Origin of the sequence: Alteromonas sp. Cnat2-8, from assembly GCF_022348355.1 — a bacterium.
GTDB classification, from domain to species: Bacteria; Pseudomonadota; Gammaproteobacteria; order Enterobacterales; family Alteromonadaceae; genus Alteromonas; species Alteromonas macleodii.
The window spans coordinates 23,437-40,376 of the sequence record NZ_JAKREX010000002.1; the positions used below are offsets into that span (position 1 = coordinate 23,437).

The 16,940-nt window shown below is 44.2% G+C and carries 14 protein-coding genes; 8 read left to right on the forward strand and 6 right to left on the reverse strand.

What is annotated here, in order from left to right; all coding sequences use genetic code 11:
- Positions 1 to 65 precede the first annotated feature (65 nt).
- Positions 66 to 551, forward strand: coding sequence for a hypothetical protein (locus tag MHN00_RS04375; RefSeq protein ID WP_014949481.1), 486 nt, complete (start codon positions 66 to 68; stop codon positions 549 to 551).
- 48 nt (positions 552 to 599) lie between these two features.
- Here MHN00_RS04375 and MHN00_RS04380 read toward each other — a convergent pair whose 3' ends face one another.
- Positions 600 to 1,925 carry a mechanosensitive ion channel domain-containing protein gene (locus MHN00_RS04380; RefSeq protein WP_075176721.1) on the reverse strand — a complete coding sequence of 442 codons (1,326 nt, stop codon included), beginning with the start codon at positions 1,923 to 1,925 and terminating at the stop codon, positions 600 to 602.
- Between the two features lie 722 nt (positions 1,926 to 2,647).
- Here MHN00_RS04380 and MHN00_RS04385 point away from each other — a divergent pair.
- Positions 2,648 to 4,099 carry a DEAD/DEAH box helicase gene (locus MHN00_RS04385; protein ID WP_014977390.1) on the forward strand — a complete coding sequence of 484 codons (1,452 nt, stop codon included), beginning with the start codon at positions 2,648 to 2,650 and terminating at the stop codon, positions 4,097 to 4,099.
- Positions 4,100 to 4,157: 58 nt separating this feature from the next.
- Here MHN00_RS04385 and MHN00_RS04390 read toward each other — a convergent pair whose 3' ends face one another.
- From MHN00_RS04390 to MHN00_RS04405, 4 genes are all read right to left on the reverse strand, one after another.
- Positions 4,158 to 4,976, reverse strand: a complete 819-nt coding sequence (locus tag MHN00_RS04390; protein WP_014977389.1) for a thioredoxin family protein — start codon at positions 4,974 to 4,976, stop codon at positions 4,158 to 4,160.
- Between the two features lie 83 nt (positions 4,977 to 5,059).
- On the reverse strand, positions 5,060 to 6,625 hold the full coding sequence (locus MHN00_RS04395) for an ATP-binding protein (protein ID WP_239300411.1): 1,566 nt from the start codon (positions 6,623 to 6,625) through the stop codon (positions 5,060 to 5,062).
- A complete protein-coding gene (locus MHN00_RS04400) occupies positions 6,625 to 7,281 on the reverse strand; it encodes a response regulator transcription factor (protein WP_039225936.1) in 657 nt (218 codons plus the stop codon). Before MHN00_RS04400 ends, MHN00_RS04395 begins: the two co-directional genes overlap by 1 nt.
- Positions 7,282 to 7,489: 208 nt before the next feature.
- Entirely contained in the window at positions 7,490 to 10,009 is a 2,520-nt protein-coding gene (locus MHN00_RS04405) for a S8 family serine peptidase (RefSeq protein ID WP_014950703.1), read from the reverse strand.
- 480 nt (positions 10,010 to 10,489) lie between these two features.
- On the opposite strand from MHN00_RS04405, the gene MHN00_RS04410 reads away from it, so the two are divergent.
- From MHN00_RS04410 to MHN00_RS04430, 5 genes are read left to right on the forward strand one after another with little or no spacing between them, the layout of a single operon-like run.
- Positions 10,490 to 11,002 carry a hypothetical protein gene (locus MHN00_RS04410; protein WP_014980268.1) on the forward strand — a complete coding sequence of 171 codons (513 nt, stop codon included), beginning with the start codon at positions 10,490 to 10,492 and terminating at the stop codon, positions 11,000 to 11,002.
- Positions 11,003 to 11,032: 30 nt separating this feature from the next.
- The gene (locus tag MHN00_RS04415) at positions 11,033 to 12,478 is read left to right on the forward strand and encodes a curlin (protein ID WP_239300413.1); all 1,446 of its coding nucleotides are present in this window, start codon (positions 11,033 to 11,035) and stop codon (positions 12,476 to 12,478) included.
- A gap of 54 nt (positions 12,479 to 12,532) precedes the next feature.
- On the forward strand, positions 12,533 to 12,925 hold the full coding sequence (locus MHN00_RS04420) for a curli production assembly/transport protein CsgE (protein ID WP_239300415.1): 393 nt from the start codon (positions 12,533 to 12,535) through the stop codon (positions 12,923 to 12,925).
- The gene (locus tag MHN00_RS04425) at positions 12,925 to 13,374 is read left to right on the forward strand and encodes a curli assembly protein CsgF (RefSeq protein WP_014950699.1); all 450 of its coding nucleotides are present in this window, start codon (positions 12,925 to 12,927) and stop codon (positions 13,372 to 13,374) included. Before MHN00_RS04420 ends, MHN00_RS04425 begins: the two co-directional genes overlap by 1 nt.
- An 8-nt stretch (positions 13,375 to 13,382) precedes the next feature.
- Positions 13,383 to 14,144 (forward strand): CsgG/HfaB family protein, encoded by a 762-nt coding sequence (locus MHN00_RS04430; RefSeq protein ID WP_014950698.1) that lies wholly within the window; start codon positions 13,383 to 13,385, stop codon positions 14,142 to 14,144.
- A 35-nt stretch (positions 14,145 to 14,179) separates the two neighbouring features.
- Here MHN00_RS04430 and MHN00_RS04435 read toward each other — a convergent pair whose 3' ends face one another.
- Complete coding sequence (locus MHN00_RS04435; protein WP_014950697.1) at positions 14,180 to 14,857, reverse strand: response regulator transcription factor; 678 nt, start codon at positions 14,855 to 14,857, stop codon at positions 14,180 to 14,182.
- 274 nt (positions 14,858 to 15,131) lie between these two features.
- On the opposite strand from MHN00_RS04435, the gene dld reads away from it, so the two are divergent.
- Complete coding sequence (dld, locus tag MHN00_RS04440; protein ID WP_131137327.1) at positions 15,132 to 16,865, forward strand: D-lactate dehydrogenase; 1,734 nt, start codon at positions 15,132 to 15,134, stop codon at positions 16,863 to 16,865.
- Positions 16,866 to 16,940 lie beyond the last annotated feature (75 nt).

Here is a 16,940-nt window from a genome sequence, read left to right on the forward strand (position 1 = left end):
CGCAAACCCATCCTTAATTCGATACACTGAACCTTTATTTTTCGCTTCTACAGACAATTACCACAATGGCTAGTCTTCAACGAACGTTGGTCAATTTAGAAATGCTAAGCGACGATATTAATGCACTTCACGTCGATGCACTTAATACGCATGCCCACATTAAGCTCTTACACAATGTGTTGAATGAGCTAAAGAACGCCGAGCAATTTGTTGCCTTAGAAACAGAGGCCAGTTTCCAAAAGTCGTTATCTGGCTCACTGTTTGAGAACATATTTGAACGAAAGCGTATGGTAGGTGTTTACATAAAGCTGGTGGGCTATGTTATTACAGCGTGGGAAGCGACCAATAAAGCGAATGCAATCATCAGTGAAAACTTCGATTCAAGTGCCGATAAGCGATTGGAGTTACTGCAGGTAAAAGCAATAAAAGCCAAATCTCAATTAAAAACTGTAGCGTCAGCGATGGGCAAAGAAGACTATGCAAAGTTTGTCCAGACGTTAGGTCTGTCTGCCCAAGAGTGGCAATGGGATACGCTTCGCGCTAGGTTTTAGCCAGCGCGAAGGTATGACTGAAAGCGCTCATGTCATGAGCGAGTTTAGCTACGGTGTGGTATTTCGAATACCAATGCCTTGTTCGTTGATAACCCTTACTTCGCGTTGAGGGAACGGTATTTCAATGTTGTGCTCGCGTAATGTTTCAAACACAGTAAGCAGCAAATCGCCACCCACGCGGTTTTTACCATCGTCCACCCCTTCCATCCAAAACTCAACGAACATGTTAACGCCTGAGTCGCCAAAGCTATCTATTTCACAGTCAGGCAGCTCTTCAAATGGAACATCATCGCCACTGATCACCTGCGGGTGTTCCGATACCGCCTCTTTAATAATCTCTACCATCGCGCGGATATCAGTTTTATAGGCGACAGAAAAGTCGATGCGGTAACGTTGTTTTTGGTTTTTGTGTGTCCAGTTTATTAGCAAGGAGCTGATAAACTTTTCGTTAGGCACCAGTACATCTTTACCGTCATATGTCTCTAATACGGCATAGCGCATTTTAAATTCTCTGACGATACCTTTCTGCCCGTCTTCCAATTCAACGTAATCGCCTACGGTCAATGATTTATCCAATAGAATTATGATGCCCGAGATGAAGTTTGATGCGATGGACTGCAGACCTAAGCCTAAACCCACACCTACTGCACCACCAAACACGGCTAATGCGGTAAGGTTAATTCCCATGACGTTAAGCAATAAAAGAAAGACCACACAGAACAGGGCAACTTCAAACAGCTTTGCGAACACTTCTTTGGTAGAAACGTCGAGCGACTTATGGTTTCGAATAATATCTTGACCAATGGCGTTCGAGCTGCGGCCTAGCCAGAACAGCAAGCCACCAAACAATAGCACTCTTGTTACGCCATACGCTGAAATTTCAACATTGCCGACTGATATTGCCATTGACTCCAATGCTGAAGTTATCAGCGGAAGCACGCCAACTAAGTGTAAAAATAGGATAGGTAAACCTACCCATCGCATAAACGCTGCAATGGTGTTGTTTTCGACAAAACCAGTAATCAAGGAATTAACAAACAGCATTAGTGCTACAACAACGGCTATTTCCAATAGCCATGCATCAAACTGAAATTGCGCCCCCAACACGGTAGTAAGCTTTAGCATACTGATGGTGATAAGCGGGAATAGTGCCTCACCCAGATTGTATAAAAAGCCGTGCATAGTATGTGCGCCTTGCTGCGGCTTTTCTCGGGTAAACTTAAATGGCTTTTTTACTTGTCGTGCAAGCAAAAATGCAACGCAATAAATAATTGCGATTGTTGTAAGCTGGATAACAAAGCTATCAGACATCACCGATGCTTTGACTAAAGCCAACTTTTCCTCAAAGTGCTGGGTTAAACTATCAACATTCATGTTTTCTACTTCACTTGTTTACCACACTGCAGCAGCGTGGATGTAATTTGAGCGTGGAATAACTGCGCGCTTTTTATCTGTTATAACAAATATGGTAAAGCTTTTTTTATCTATCCAACAGAAATTGGCTATCAAGTAGTCTTTAATTTCAAAGGTTTTGAGGTGTTTTTACGTAGAAGAGCCCTGTTTAACTTGTTTTTTTAACGCACACTTTTAAAAGCTAAATGTCTTAAGGTATTGATAAATAAAATTAAACTCTGTTACTTGATAAGTTTACGTTTCTAGGTCGCAAAATTCGTGTTAAATAGATATTTATCGTTTTGATAAAAATATAAATATAACAATATCTCTCCTAAAAATGAGGGAAGACGGTACGGTTCAAGACCATTCTCTTAGTGCGAAAAGCCGATAAAACTTCCCATGCTCTTAAGCTATGTAAATCGGAACTTATTAAGTGAAACGTCAGGAAAGCTTAACTAGATTTTGAACAAAAAATGCGCTGGTGGCTTTCGGCTTTTAGTGGTAGACTCCGCGCGCAATTTGTAAGAGTAAACACCTACGTTCTTTTCTTGATGTCAAACACCAATAAGCCAAGTTGGCAATGGCGTATCTCTTTAGGTTTTCCCAGTAATCTATAACCCCCACGGTTAGCAATAAAGCACTAACGCTTATACCTTTGCGGTATGCAATTTTTTATAAATACCTATGACAGGAGTTTATTAATGTCATTTACCCAATTAGGGCTCGCTGAACCCTTGTTAAAAGCTATTGAAAAACGAGGATTTAGTACACCATCACCAATCCAGGAAAAGGCAATACCAGAAGTATTGCAAGGAAAGGATGTGTTGGCAGCTGCGCAAACGGGAACAGGGAAAACTGCAGGATTTGGACTTCCTATTTTACAGAGATTGATGGAAGGTCAACCTGTATCTGGCAACAATGTTCGGGCACTTATCTTAACACCCACGCGAGAACTTGCTGCTCAGGTAGAAGAGAGCATCAGAGCGTTCAGCGAGTTTTTGCCGTTAAAAACTGCTGTGGTATTTGGTGGTGTAGGCATTAATCCTCAAATGATGAAGCTGCGTAAAGGTGTGGATGTGTTAATTGCTACGCCTGGACGATTGCTTGACCTCTACCAGCAAAACGCTGTTAAGTTTTCTCAGCTTGAAGTGTTGGTATTGGATGAAGCCGACAGAATGCTTGATATGGGCTTTATTCACGACATTAAGAGAGTATTGAAGCTATTGCCACAAGAGCGTCAAAGCTTATTGTTTTCAGCCACGTTTTCTGATGAAATCACTGCGCTGGCGAAAACAATAACGCGCAACCCTGTGAGTATTTCAACCGCGCCAGCCAATACCACGGTAGAAGCGGTTCAGCAGCACTTAGTGACCATTGATAAATCCAAAAAGACGACCGCGCTTATTTGTCTGATCAAACAGCAGAAGTGGGAGCAGGTGTTAGTGTTTAGCCGCACGAAACACGGTGCTAACCGTATTGCAGAAAAGCTAACTCGGTCAAAAATTCCAAGTGCCGCTATTCACGGTAATAAAAGCCAAGGAGCAAGAACTAAAGCGCTTGCTGACTTTAAAAATGGCGCAATTAAAGTGCTGGTAGCCACCGATATCGCAGCACGCGGCATCGACATTAGTGAATTGCCTATCGTTGTAAACCTAGACTTACCCAATACGGCAGCTGACTATGTTCACCGAATTGGTCGTACAGGGCGCGCAGGCGCTAGTGGACAGGCTTGGTCATTTGTATGTGCTGAAGAACTGCAAAACCTGAAAGATATTGAGACACTGATTCAAAAGCTGCTTCCTCGTGAAACGTTGGAAGGTTTCGAGCCCCAGCAAGCCGTGCCTGTTACCACGCTTTCTAAGCCTAAAAAGCCCAAGAAGCCGAAAAAGCCGAAAGCACCACAAGGTGAGAGCGGCAGCGAAGGTAAACGAAGTGGCGAGAATAAAAAGTCGGGTCAACGTCAAGGCAACCGTAGCGGAAATGGTAATCCGCGCGCAGGTAAACCGGATTCGCGCAACAATAGCGGTGGAAAGCCTGCAGGTCGAAGACGCTCAGGAAGTGAAGGAAGTGCCGCTAAACGACCAGCTAAGCGCAGAAGTAATCCGTCAAATAGCACCACTAATAATACGGCGTCAAACAGGGCAAAAGCGTAAACAGTTGAACTGCGCTTCATAAAACCGAGTTTATTAAAAAAGGGCCGTTGGAAAGGCCCTAATTATGTTCCCACGAAAACGGATTGTAATGTCGCAATGCTGGCGTGGTGTTGACTCCGTTGCCATTCTCAGAATCTAACGTAAGCTCGGCGCGCTTTATCAGCGTTTTTTGCAGTTCAGTGCGAAACCCTTTGGTCTCTTTCCATAGCTCGTTAAGCCCTTGTGGGGTATTACCTTGTAAATCTAGCGCAAGTAGCGGACCGAGTTTGTCATAAGCGCTTTGTAATCTGAGTGCTTGCTCTTTATTGTAAGCTTCTTCTTCATCTGTCGCTTCCCAGTTAATAAACGGGGCTTTTTGCGCAGTTGTCATTGCAGGAAAGCGAGAGAAATACTGAATGTACTCCGATAAGGGAATGCTGTCAGCGCGCCCCCATATATCCATTGACGTTCTGTTTAACAGTGCGCTGGTTTTAGGTTCAACCACCATTACTGTTGGTGTGGCGTAATAAATGGGGTAGTCAAATCGCTCGGTTATATTTCTTCTGTCTTCAAGTGTTCCCACATCAACAAATACGGTTTCATAATGAGCGCGTAGAATAAGGTCCATTTCCTTTGTCGCAAAACGCTCAGCTAAGCCAGTACTGTCGTGGCACCACTGAGCACCCAGAACAACCAAAAGTAATTTGCTTTGTTCCACAGCTCGCTGCTGTGCATTGACCACATCTTGATAGGGTGATGCAGACGGAGCGTAAGTGTAAGGACTTTCATTTTGAGTACTTACACAGCCATTTAACGTGGTGAAAGTGGCAATTAGGACAGCAATGTTCAGGCACTGTCTAAAAAAACGGGCTCGGCGAGTAATGAAATTTTTTTGCATACGGTTATCAAAATAGTAGTTAAATCAACAGCAATGTAGCATAAAAAGGATGCAGCGACGCACCTAAAACGCAGTGGAGTAACTTAAGCACTGTAGGGCAAAGTCAGGCAAACTCGGGTGCCTGTTGGTTTGTTCTGGGAAATATCAAACTCACCATTTATCAACTTTGCGCGTTCTCTCATCGACAGCAGGCCGAGTGTGGGTTCAGCGTTTGCTAAGTGGGCAAAATGCTCAGGGATGCCGCCGCCGTCGTCAGTGACGATAAACACGGCACTGTGTTGCGCATAGTTGATATCAATACTGAGCGACGTCGCATTGGCATATTTTATACTGTTTGTCACCGCTTCCTGCACAATGCGATAGATATGTATTTTCTGGTCTGAATCGAACGGTACTGGCGTGCCGCTAACGTTAAACGAATAGTCTATGTTTGCGCGCTTGAGCGTGGTAATAATCTCTGAACGTTGGATCACGCTTTCAATGGGAAGTGTATCAATACCGGACGGACGTAATCCTCCTAAGCTTTTCTTCATTGCGTGGTATAGAGCATCTATCTTATTGAGCATCATGTCGTTGTCGCTTTCTCTGCTATCTAGCGACAGTTGAAGTTTCAAATCGACTATGCGGTGACCAAAGTCGTCGTGTAAATCCCGCGATAAGCGCTTTCGTTCATCTTCTTGCACTACCACTAATTGACTGGCCAGTGCTTGAGCGCTTTGCACCGATACTTCAAGATCCTCGTTTTTCTTCGCAAGCTTCATATTCAACAAGGTAGATTGGTTAATTGAAGCACCTAAAATGAGGCAACTTGTACATGATGCTAAGATGTAAAACTGATGCTCAATGGGAGGAAGTGCGCTCTGGCTTGCCACCACGAACGCAGTAATACCTATGAGTAAACACGAAAACGCACTGCCAACTATGGCATAGCGATACGATAAAAACAGCGCGGGGAAAACCGCTAGATACTTAACCTGATAGCTGATGTTAATTTGTTGGGAGTAGGCATAGCTGCTCAGCACCAGCAAAACCAGCCAAGCGATTGTTGTAAGGTACAGTACTAAGTGACTCTTAGGGATAGATGGCCGTTTATATAATGCGAAAAGAAAAGGACAAAGAACAACAATTCCTACAAAGTCACCTAATGAAAAATCAAACAAAATAGAAAGAAAAACCTCTATGCCTGTTTGCAGTTCAATAGCCCTTCTGCCCAGAAATACCGCCCCAAGAGCAACACTTATAAGAACACCAAAAGCCAACGTGGCAAGGGTGCTGGAAACATTGTCTATATAAGGTGCGCTAAAGCGACGTCTGAATAAATAAACGCATGTACAAATTACCGCGGGTGACAGCACTAAATGGACTAAATACCAACCTATGGTTCCACTTAAAAACGCCGTATTGTCGAGAATGCCACCGGGGTGAAATAAAATGAAGTGGGTTGATTTTTCTGCGATGAGTAGCAGTGGCCAGCTGTAAATTGGCAGTAGTAAAAACGCCGCCAGGCGAACTCCAGCAGGCAAATACCAGCTCACCGTACCTGAAATAATTTCAAATTGGGTGCTGAACAACCACACGCCGTGAAATAGCGCGGTATAACCTAATCCCATTAGTAAATAGGTAACGTTGAAATACCGCGTTAAATTCATCAATTTGCTTTGACTAGCGTGTCGTCGTAGATAACGTCAGAAACGTCGAGGTACCCAGTTTCTAACGCAATTCTAAGTAAACCAAATTGGGAGGTTACATTGAGTTTCTTGTAAATATTAGTTCTGTGAACCATCACTGTTTTCGGGGCAGTATCTATGTAGTAAGCAATCTGTTTTGGCTGGAATCCTTTTGCTAACAGTAAGAAAATTTCCTTTTCCCTTTCAGTAAGGATAGAGGTTAGCTGTTTATCACCGAAAGCTAACTTTTTACTAATATCTGTGCTTAGATAATTCTCGTCCTTCTCTAGAGACTCCAACGCGTCCATCAATTCTTTAGTGGCGGCATTCTTTGTAACGTAGCCATCGGCGCCGAGCTCAAGCGCTTTACTGATATAGCCAACATGATCATACATGCTCAGCATTAAGCACTTTATAAACGGCGCGTCTTTCTTGATTTTTACTAGCGTATCGAAACCACTTTCCTGTGCTAATGAGATATCTAGAATGGCAACGTCAATATCGTCTAACGTAGCGAAGGAGGGAAGAGCATCCAGAGAGCTTACTGCGTAAGAAACATGCCAGCCATACTCTTGCTCGATGAGTGTTTTAATGCCATCCCTTACAATTTCGTGATCGTCAATAATGAGTATGTGCATGAAAAAATGCTTATTATTTCTTAATGCATCAAGTGTACGTTGTATTTGGCTTATAGTGAATAAGCCGATGGCTTAGAGTGGCGCTCTCTTTAATTCTCAGAATAAAAAAAGCCGGCCTATCCTTGGCCGGCAATTGCTTAACTCTTAACTGTTCAGCGTATCATTCGCCAACTGTCACGAAGAGCGCGTCAGCGATACGCAAACTACATTAAAGGTTTACAGACACTGGTGCAGAGCATGCAGAGGTTTCATCACAAACCATATAAGTATACTCACCAGGTTGAACGCCTCTGCTTCTGTCGCGATAACGTCCAGTGTTGCTTACTTCTTCAAGTAGCTCACCGTTGCGATAAATCATTACAGTATCGGCCATCGAGCCACTATATGATAAATCTACGCGTAACGAACCGAATCGAGACAGCATAGCGCGGTCAATTTCTGCAACAATGTTGCTATCTGAAACTGATACGGTTTCTGTTGATACGCCAGTTTGGCCTTCAGAGTCGGTAACCGTAAGGGTTACGTCATAGGCGCCAGTGCTCGCGTAAACATGCGTTGGGTTCTCTTCCGTTGAAGTAGAGCCATCGCCAAAGTCCCAGCTATAGCTGACAATGTCGTCATTAACGTCGTTACTGTTATTAGTAAAGCTTACTGATAATCCTGAAGCGTCATAGGTAAACGCAGAGTTAGGCGGTGTTGGGCCTACTTCACCAATACCGGTCACCACAAGGCTCCATGTGTTAACAGTGCCGTTGTCACCGTTGAACGTATCAAGCACGTTCAAGGTCCAATCGCCTGTTGCTACTTCGCCGTTAAAGGCATCAGAGTTATAGCTCTCAACGATATCATCTGTAGCGCCACCTTGATTCTGACGAAGAACGGTGGTCGTACCCTGAGGAGAGGTCAGTGATAGTACGAGATCTCCGCTATAGGTGTGTGTGATATTTACCGACGCCTGCATACCGAATACGGTTAAGTCGTCAGGAACGTTAATCACTAGGTCCACGCCGACATCGTCTGGATCTTCTTCATTCGGTAACGTAGGTACAGCATCACCAGAATACGCGTAAGGGAATTCGTTTAGCCCTTGAGGGTAAACATAAAGATTCGCTGATTTAGATTTCTCAATATCACCGCTTACACCGTTCACCGTAAAGCTGTATGGACCCCAAGGCGTATCTTCAGATGTCTCTACGGTCAGTGTTACCGTATCGCCAGGCATTGCCGAGCTTGCACTTAAAGACGCGATATCACTTGGCTCTGCAAGCGATAGCTGTACTTCTTCTTCGTAGCCAGCAATTGAACCAACTTCAATAGTGAAGGTGTAGGTTTCACCCGCTTCAATTTCAGCTGAACCAGGCGTAATGCCCAGTTTAAAACCTGGAGTTGGATCAGCTTCTTCAAGTGCGTTAAGTACATTTAGGCGGTTGCCAGACACGGTGCGACCATCAGCCCATAGGCTAGTTTCACCTGTAGACATTAACAGCTCTTTCATTTCAGATGGCGTAAGTTCTGGGTTTAGCGACCACACAAGTGCTGCTGCACCCGCAACATGTGGCGTTGCCATTGATGTGCCTGAGTATGCCGCATAGCCGTTACCTGGTACTGTAGATAGGATAGCTGTCCCCGGCGCCGCGATGTCTACAGTTTCAATACCGTATGAGTAGCCGCTGTCTCCGTCAGTACGAGTGTGGCTAGCAACTGCAAGCAGACTGTTTGTTGTAGTGACATAGTTAGACGGGTAGTTATCTACGTTGTCGTTGTTTGAACCGGAGTTACCTGCCGCAGCAACAAACAAAATACCCGCTTGGCCAGCTTCTTCAATAGCAGTTTCTAGCGCTTCACTATAGCCGCCGCCACCCCAGCTGTTGTTGGTAGCTTTAATATTGATGCCGCGGTTCTCTTTAAGGTCGGTGAAGTAATCGATACATTCAATAGCGCCAGCGGTTGAACCGCCGTCAGGACCTAAGAATTTACATGCAGCGATTGACACGTCATGGTTTACACCGACTACGCCAATTCCGTTTCCGCCCACAGCGCCAATTGTCCCGGCCACATGCGTACCGTGAGAATCATCGTCCATAGGATCAGAATCGCCGTTAAAGGCATCGATACCGTAAACATCGTCAATATAACCGTTGCCGTCATCATCAATACCGTTTCCAGCAATTTCACCTGGGTTAACCCATGCGTTATCTGCAAGGTCTTCATGATTGTAGTCAACACCCGTATCGATAACACCGATGACCACATCGCTATCACCGGTTGTTATATCCCATGCTTCTGGTGCGTCAATATCCACATCTGCAGTACCGCCGGCTTGACCGGTGTTATTCAAACCCCATAGGTCACCATAAGAAGGATCGTTAGGTACCAGGGCTTTGCGGTACAAGAAGTTTGGCTCGGCGATTTTAACCGCAGGATTTTTCTTTAAGATTTCTATGGCGTCTTTTACAGACTTGCCACGAAGTTCCAGTTTGGCAATGCGACCATTTAAAAGGTTAGAGAAGCGATCATCTACCTCATCACGGTTTGCGTCACTAATTCGTGCACCTACCGAAGAGCGAGCGCGCATCTTTTCCGCTTTGCTTACATTTTCTTTGTATACAACGATAACGCTATCGTCGAAAATTTCGGCTTTTGCGGCGTGTGCATGACTAGATACCATTAGCGGTAGAAGGGCTAATGACAGTGCTGAAAGGCCTGTTTTAAAAGGCTTTGTTTTCATAATTAGATTCCATAATTAGCGATAATGCTTTAATCACAGAACCTTCTCGTTCGGTCTGATATAACTAACGGTTAAAACTTATAACGCAAATTTAAAAACCTGCCACCCCTAACAGTAAAATTTGCTCAAAAATACTACTTAACCACTAGGAAAAAGTGAGAAGAGAAGCCCAAAGTGGTACTTAATTACTATGACTTTTGACAGGTAGTTAAGATCTCTATGTCTTAGGGGCGCGCTGTAGCAATACCCGTTAAAAGACCCTACAAAAACTAGGTGGTCTTACCAATAATTACTCGGTGCGTGAATTTTCGTCAAATCTAGCACTATGGTATTACCCATAATAAATAACTTGCTGATTTAACGTGTGCTAACTGTATTTGACCTGTAATAAATACAACTTATTGGTGATGGATTCTCGCCGTCTTAAGGAGTGTTATAGAGGGGTCACCTTTGTTGTTAATCAAGGAAGCAGTCGTTCTCATGGACAAGAAGCTAAAGGTTAAAAAGAGCCAATTTGCTAATAACGCTAAGGCATGTAGAGCCGTTGCGTTGGCAGCCATTACGGGGTGCAGTCTTCTAACCGTAAATCTTCCTGCTTATGCTCAACAGTCCGACTTATCAACAAGCTCAGACATGGTGGAATCTTCTCTTTCAATGAGTCTGAATGCTCAAGCTATAACGATAGACGATGAAACGGTCTTCATCGCTGTTAGTCAGTTTGGGCTAAATAACATAACTAACATTATCCAAAGCGGCAACGGCGCCAACCTATCGAATGTTGTTCAAAACGGCAGTAATAACGAAGCTCTTATCACTCAGCTGGGTGAGGGGAACGTGGTTAATTTATTGCAGCAAAACAACAATAACTATTTCGAGATTATTCAAGATGGGTTCGACAATGTAGCCAATGTTAATCAATTGGGTGAACAGTCTTTTACTGTTTACCAGATAGGGAACGAAATGGTGATTAACATCACACAATATCAAGAATGATGTGATTGCCATAGGGAGACAAATGTGAAAATGAAAAAAACAAAAATAGCGAGTGCATTGCTTTTAGTTGCAGCGACAGGGTGGGCATCGGCTCAGGAAGTTCCAGCGAGTAAGACAGTTGATTTCAGTGCTTCCGCAGATTTTATTGCTGCAGCTGAAGGCAATGAAATTACGCTAACCCAAACGGCCCCAGAGGGAAATGAGGTAGGTAATGAATCTATTTTAAGTCAGGAAGGTGACTTAAATGCAATCTTAGTAGAAGTAACGGGTGACGCAAACGAAGTACTAGCTTCGCAAATGCAGTCAGGTAATACCTTTTTTGCAAGTGTCACAGGTAACGGCAACTTCTTAGAGTCTGAGCAAGATAGTTTAAATAGTACAGCCGATGTCGTTGTCGAAGGTGACGATAACACGGTTTCACTTGTTCAATTAGGTGATGGCGGCCCTATCGGTTTTATTTTTAATCGCTCAATAAATAGCATTTCGGGCAGCGGAAACACGTTATCAGTGTATCAGGGCGATGGTGGTAACTGGGCTAATAATGCCATTGCGGGTAACGACAATACGGTATTTGTTGATCAAAGTGGTGACTGGCACGAATCGTATGTTCGCGAGTTAAGCGGTGATGCAAACGTTATCGATGTTATTCAAGACGGCTATTACAACGTGTCTGATTTAACCGTTATCGGATCAGAAAACGAAATTGAAATTGACCAAGATGGCGACCAGAACGCTGTGGGTTGGAGCATGGTTGGCGACGGTAATGTGCTAGAGTTTGAACAAGATGGTGATGGCAACGAGATTACCACAGGAGTATTTGAAGGCTCTGGCAATGAAGTTAATATCGATCAAATCGGTGACGTTAACTTAGCTACCGTAGAAACTATCGGCGGACAAGCGAATACGTTCGAAATTAACCAAGTGGGCGAAGGCAACACGGCTTATGCTGGCGTAATTGGCTTATTCAACGAGTTTGATTTAACTCAGGTAGGTGATGCCAATGAAATCAGCACAGTTAATTTCGATGGCCTGTTTAACACCGTTGAAATTGAGCAAGATGGCGATGCCAACTTGGCGTTAGCACAAGCTGGTATTGGTGATGCAACTTACTACGCTGATGGCAACATCATTGAAATGTCTCAAGAGGGTGTTGAAAATACGGCATCAGTTGAGTTGGCAAGCAACGTTACATCAAGCTACAACGAAATTATGGTTTCGCAAACGGGCGAGCTTAACTTACTAGACCTATTGGTTAACGGTGACGACAATATTGTTAGTGTTATGCAAGAAGGCGTAGGAAACTGGGTAACAGACGACGCAGGTGGTCAGTTCGTTATTTCTGGTGATATGAATACATTTGAAGTTACGCAAATGGGTAACGATAACTTAGTTACAGGTAGTATCACTGGCAACGGCGGCACAGTAAGTGTTACGCAGGTTGGTGACTACAACGTAGCTACCGTTGTTCAGATGTAAACCTACAGATGTAAAAATGAGTAGCCGGGCGTTTGCCCGGCTATATTCAGTAAAATGAAGTACTTGTATTGTTTCTCTCTTATCACACTGCTTTTTGGTGTGTTCTTTTCTCCGATTCAAGCAGAAGAAATTCGGCTAGGTGGACTGTTGCTCGATAACAGTATTAGCCGCCAAGGCCACGAGTTTGCCTCTCGCATTAGCCAATACTGGCGAGAAGTCCCAGACAGTTCGGGTAAGAACCTTGTTGTTAAAGAAATTATTGTGCCACAAGCGGGTACTCTTCTTTCGGTGATTTACGACAATAGAGTGGTTTATCAAACGTACATGGGGCGCAGACAAGTACCGTTAGATGAAAAAGTACAGCAAGCCATCATGTTAGTTTTAGACGCGGTGGCAAACGCGAGTATAGACAGTAGAAGCCCAGATTTAGCAGGGGACGAATGGTAATGAAAAAAGGGATATTGATAGCAGCCTTAATCGCGACTGGCTCGTGGACTTCAGCTAGTGTGAAAGCAACAGAGTTGGTGTATGAACCGATCAACCCGTCATTCGGTGGTAATCCACTTAACGGATCATTTCTATTAAGCAAGGCGAATTCACAAAACGCTCATACAGCGCCTTACAGTGAGCGCTCCTATGACGAACGCCTTCAAGAATCACTCGAACGCGCCTATATCAATCGTATAGTCCGCGAAATCACAGACATCGCATTCGGTGAACAAGAATATGATGAAGATGGAAACCCGATAGACAGCATATTCAATCAGGATAGTATTTTTGTTAGTGGTGACTTTCAGGTAGAACTAATAACGAGTAATCCTGACAGCATTGTTGTGAACATTACTAACTTACTGACAGGTGAGGTTACTGTCGTTGAAATTCCACGGTTTGGGTAGGGAAACACATGAGAAGTACCGTTTTTTTAATAGTGGCCATGGCGCTTGCAGGATGCCAGTCCATCACTAATACGCTGCCGCCAGATACAACGGCCGCTGATGTAATTAAAGACAGTGCCACATTGTCTGAAGTAAAAAGCTTGCCAGCGCCTATGGGACAAATTCCGGTTTCTGTATATGCGTTTAGAGACCAGACCGGGCAATATAAACCTAGCACTGGGGCAAGTTCGTTTTCTACTGCGGTGACTCAAGGCGCAACCTCTATTCTTGTTCAGACCTTAAGCGAGACATCGTGGTTTTTACCTGTGGAGCGTGAAGGGCTGCAGAACATTCTTACCGAACGCAAAATAATTAGAGCCGACGAAAGCAGCGGAGGCGATTTGCCGCCACTCACGACAGCTAGAATTATTATAGAAGGTGGGATAATTAGCTACGATACCAACATTCGTACCGGCGGCGCTGGCGTAGAGTACTTTGGCATTGGAGCGAGTGAGCTGTTTAGGGAAGATCAAATTTCCATTTACATGCGTGCAGTTGACGTGAGAACAGGTCAAGTACTGGTGTCGGTTTCAACCTCTAAGAAGGTACTAAGCCAGGAGGTGAGAGCAGGCCTGTTTAGGTATGTTTCGCTTAAGCGCTTGCTTGAAGCAGAAACGGGCTACACGACTAATGAACCCATGTTCGAGTGCGTTAAACAAAGCATAGAAAAAGCGGTGACTGAGTTGGTGCTACAAGGAATGGAGAAAGGTGTATGGCGCGCGAAAGCGTAAGCGCCATACGCAATTAAATTCAATGGATTATCAGTTTATATGCTTACTTGTTGTGGTTGGCTAAACTGGTGATCGAACCACTTTATAAGCTCAACGCGATTTCGGCAGTCCGTTTTCCTAAATATGCTGTAAACGTGAGTTTTCACCGTATTTACGCTGATGTGTAAGCAGTCTGCAATCTCCTGATTTTGGGCACCATCTGCAATTTTGCGTGTGATGGCCAATTCCCTCTTGGTCAGCACAGTATGTGACGATTGAAGTGCAGCAACGGGTTTTGCTTTAGACACTAAATTGGCATCAATATAGCGACTCATAATCTCGCGACTGAACCATTTGTTGCCCGCCTGAACTTGTTGAACACCGCGAACCAGAAGTTCTAAGCTATCTTCAATATGGAAAATACCATTAATACCATGTTGCAGTGCCGCATAATGAAAATCGACGTCAGACTCTGGCACGTTGAAAATGACTTTGTTCAACTCTGGGTTATCGTTGACTACAGGCAAGTTGAGCATAGCAGCAGAGTCACAATACTGCGCATCGATAAAGAAGGTATAGGTGTTATTAAGCACGCTTCGAGGTGGATGAATCGCACCGGTTGTGACGACAAATCCACATGACGGCAAAATACTTAGGAATCGTTCGTAAGCCCCATCCCTTCTAGTATTTTCTGAAAAACTTTTTCTTGTTAAAACGAACGCTTGATGTGACATGAAAGCTCCTTTTCGTGTCTATCAACCTTACGAACTATACATTGGCTTTACAATACTCCTCTGGTCTAACTTGCTCCTCCAAAGCGTAACAAAATGTAACAGTGAAAAACGCCTGTAAGTTTTGCTTAAATGCTAGAGCCTCTAAGTGTTCAACGAATTAAATATAAGTAAATTATCTCGATAAAAGCGGCTTGCCCCCTTTGTTAATAATGGTGTTAGTGTATAGTTCAACACCAAGTCATTCCTTCCATTATTTCAACACACAGAGAGAACCATGACCGTAAACGTTGACACTCAGTCTTTGATTGCATCAATGCGCGATGTAGTAGGGCAGGCCTATTTGTTAACTGATAAAGCGAAGAAGCAGCCTTACACTAAAGGGTTTCGTTTTGGTGCGGGCGAAGCGCTTGCGGTAGTACGCCCAGGAACGCTTGTCGAAATTTGGCGTGTGCTTAAGCTGTGTGTTGAAGCCGACGTTGCGGTTATTATGCAGGCGGCCAATACAGGGTTAACGGGTGGCTCTACGCCAGATGGTAAAGATTACGACAGGCCTCTCGTTATTATCAGTACTATGCGTATTGATGATATTCAGTTAGTTGACAACGGAAAGCAGATCGTTGGCTTAGCGGGGAGCACCTTGTTTGGATTGGAAGAGACGCTTGCGCCTTATGGTCGCGAACCTCACTCTGTGATTGGTTCTTCATGTATTGGCGCATCGATCGTGGGGGGAATATGTAACAATTCAGGTGGTGCTTTGGTCAAGCGAGGCCCTGCCTATACTGAATTAGCGCTTTTTGCCCAAATCGACGCTAATGGCAATCTATCTTTGGTAAACAACCTGGGGATTAACCTAGGTAGTGAGCCAGAAGAAATTCTGAATAATCTTGAGAACAAACGTTACAAAGAAGCTGACGTTCAGCACCCTGACGCTCGTGCATCAGACAACGAGTATGATGAACGAGTTCGAGACGTTGATTCAGACACACCTTCGCGCTTCAACAATGACGGCAGAAGACTTCATGAAGCTTCAGGCTGTGCGGGTAAGCTTGCCGTGTTCGCAGTGAGGCTAGACACCTTTCCTATTCCTGAGAAAAAACAGGTATTTTATGTGGGGTCTAACGACGCCGCTGTGTTTACCCAAGTGCGTCGCGACATACTTTCTACTTTCAAGAACTTGCCTGACTCGGGTGAGTACCTTCACCGTGACTGCTACGACGTATCCAAGAAATACGGTAAAGATATGTTTATCGTTATCAGCAAGCTTGGCGCCAAATTTATTCCTAAGCTGTTTGCATTTAAGCGCAAATTTGACGCATTTACTGACAAGCTGGGCTTCTTACCCAACAAAATGTCAGATCGCGTTATGCAGTATATGAGCTACGTTTTTCCTAACCACTTGCCTAAGCGAATGGAAGAGTACAGAGACAAGTATCAGCATCATTGGATATTGGAGATGAGCAACGACGGGGTAGATGAGGCCAAAGCCTACCTTGATGCTTTCTTTAAAACCAATGAAGGTAGTTATTTTGAGTGTACAGAAGAAGAAGCTGATAAGGCTATTTTGCATCGCTTTGTTGCTGGTGGCGCGATAGGTCGTTACCACGTTATGCACAGCAAAGACGTGGGCGCTATGATGACCATCGATGTTGCACTTCGCCGTAACGATCCCGACTGGTTTGAAGTGTTGCCTAAAGAAATAGACGACCAGATAGACACGAAACTGTATTACGGCCATTTATTCTGCCACGTAATGCACCAGAATTACGTGTTAAAAAAAGGAGCGGATGCCAAATTGTTAAAGGGTAAAATCCTGGAAACTTTTGATGCGAGAAGCGCTGAATATCCAGCAGAGCACAATGTGGGACACGAGTACTTTGCAAAAGATGCGCTGAAAAACTTTTACCGAGAATTAGACCCAACCAATAGTTTTAACCCGGGAATAGGCAAAACCACCAAACTTAAAAACTGGGCTGAGCATGATGGAAGTTGTTGTGGTGGGCATCATTAAGCGCAAATAACACTTCCAGCCACTTGTGCATTGATAAAAGAGCCGTAAAAAATGCAGTGACCCCCATTAGTTGGA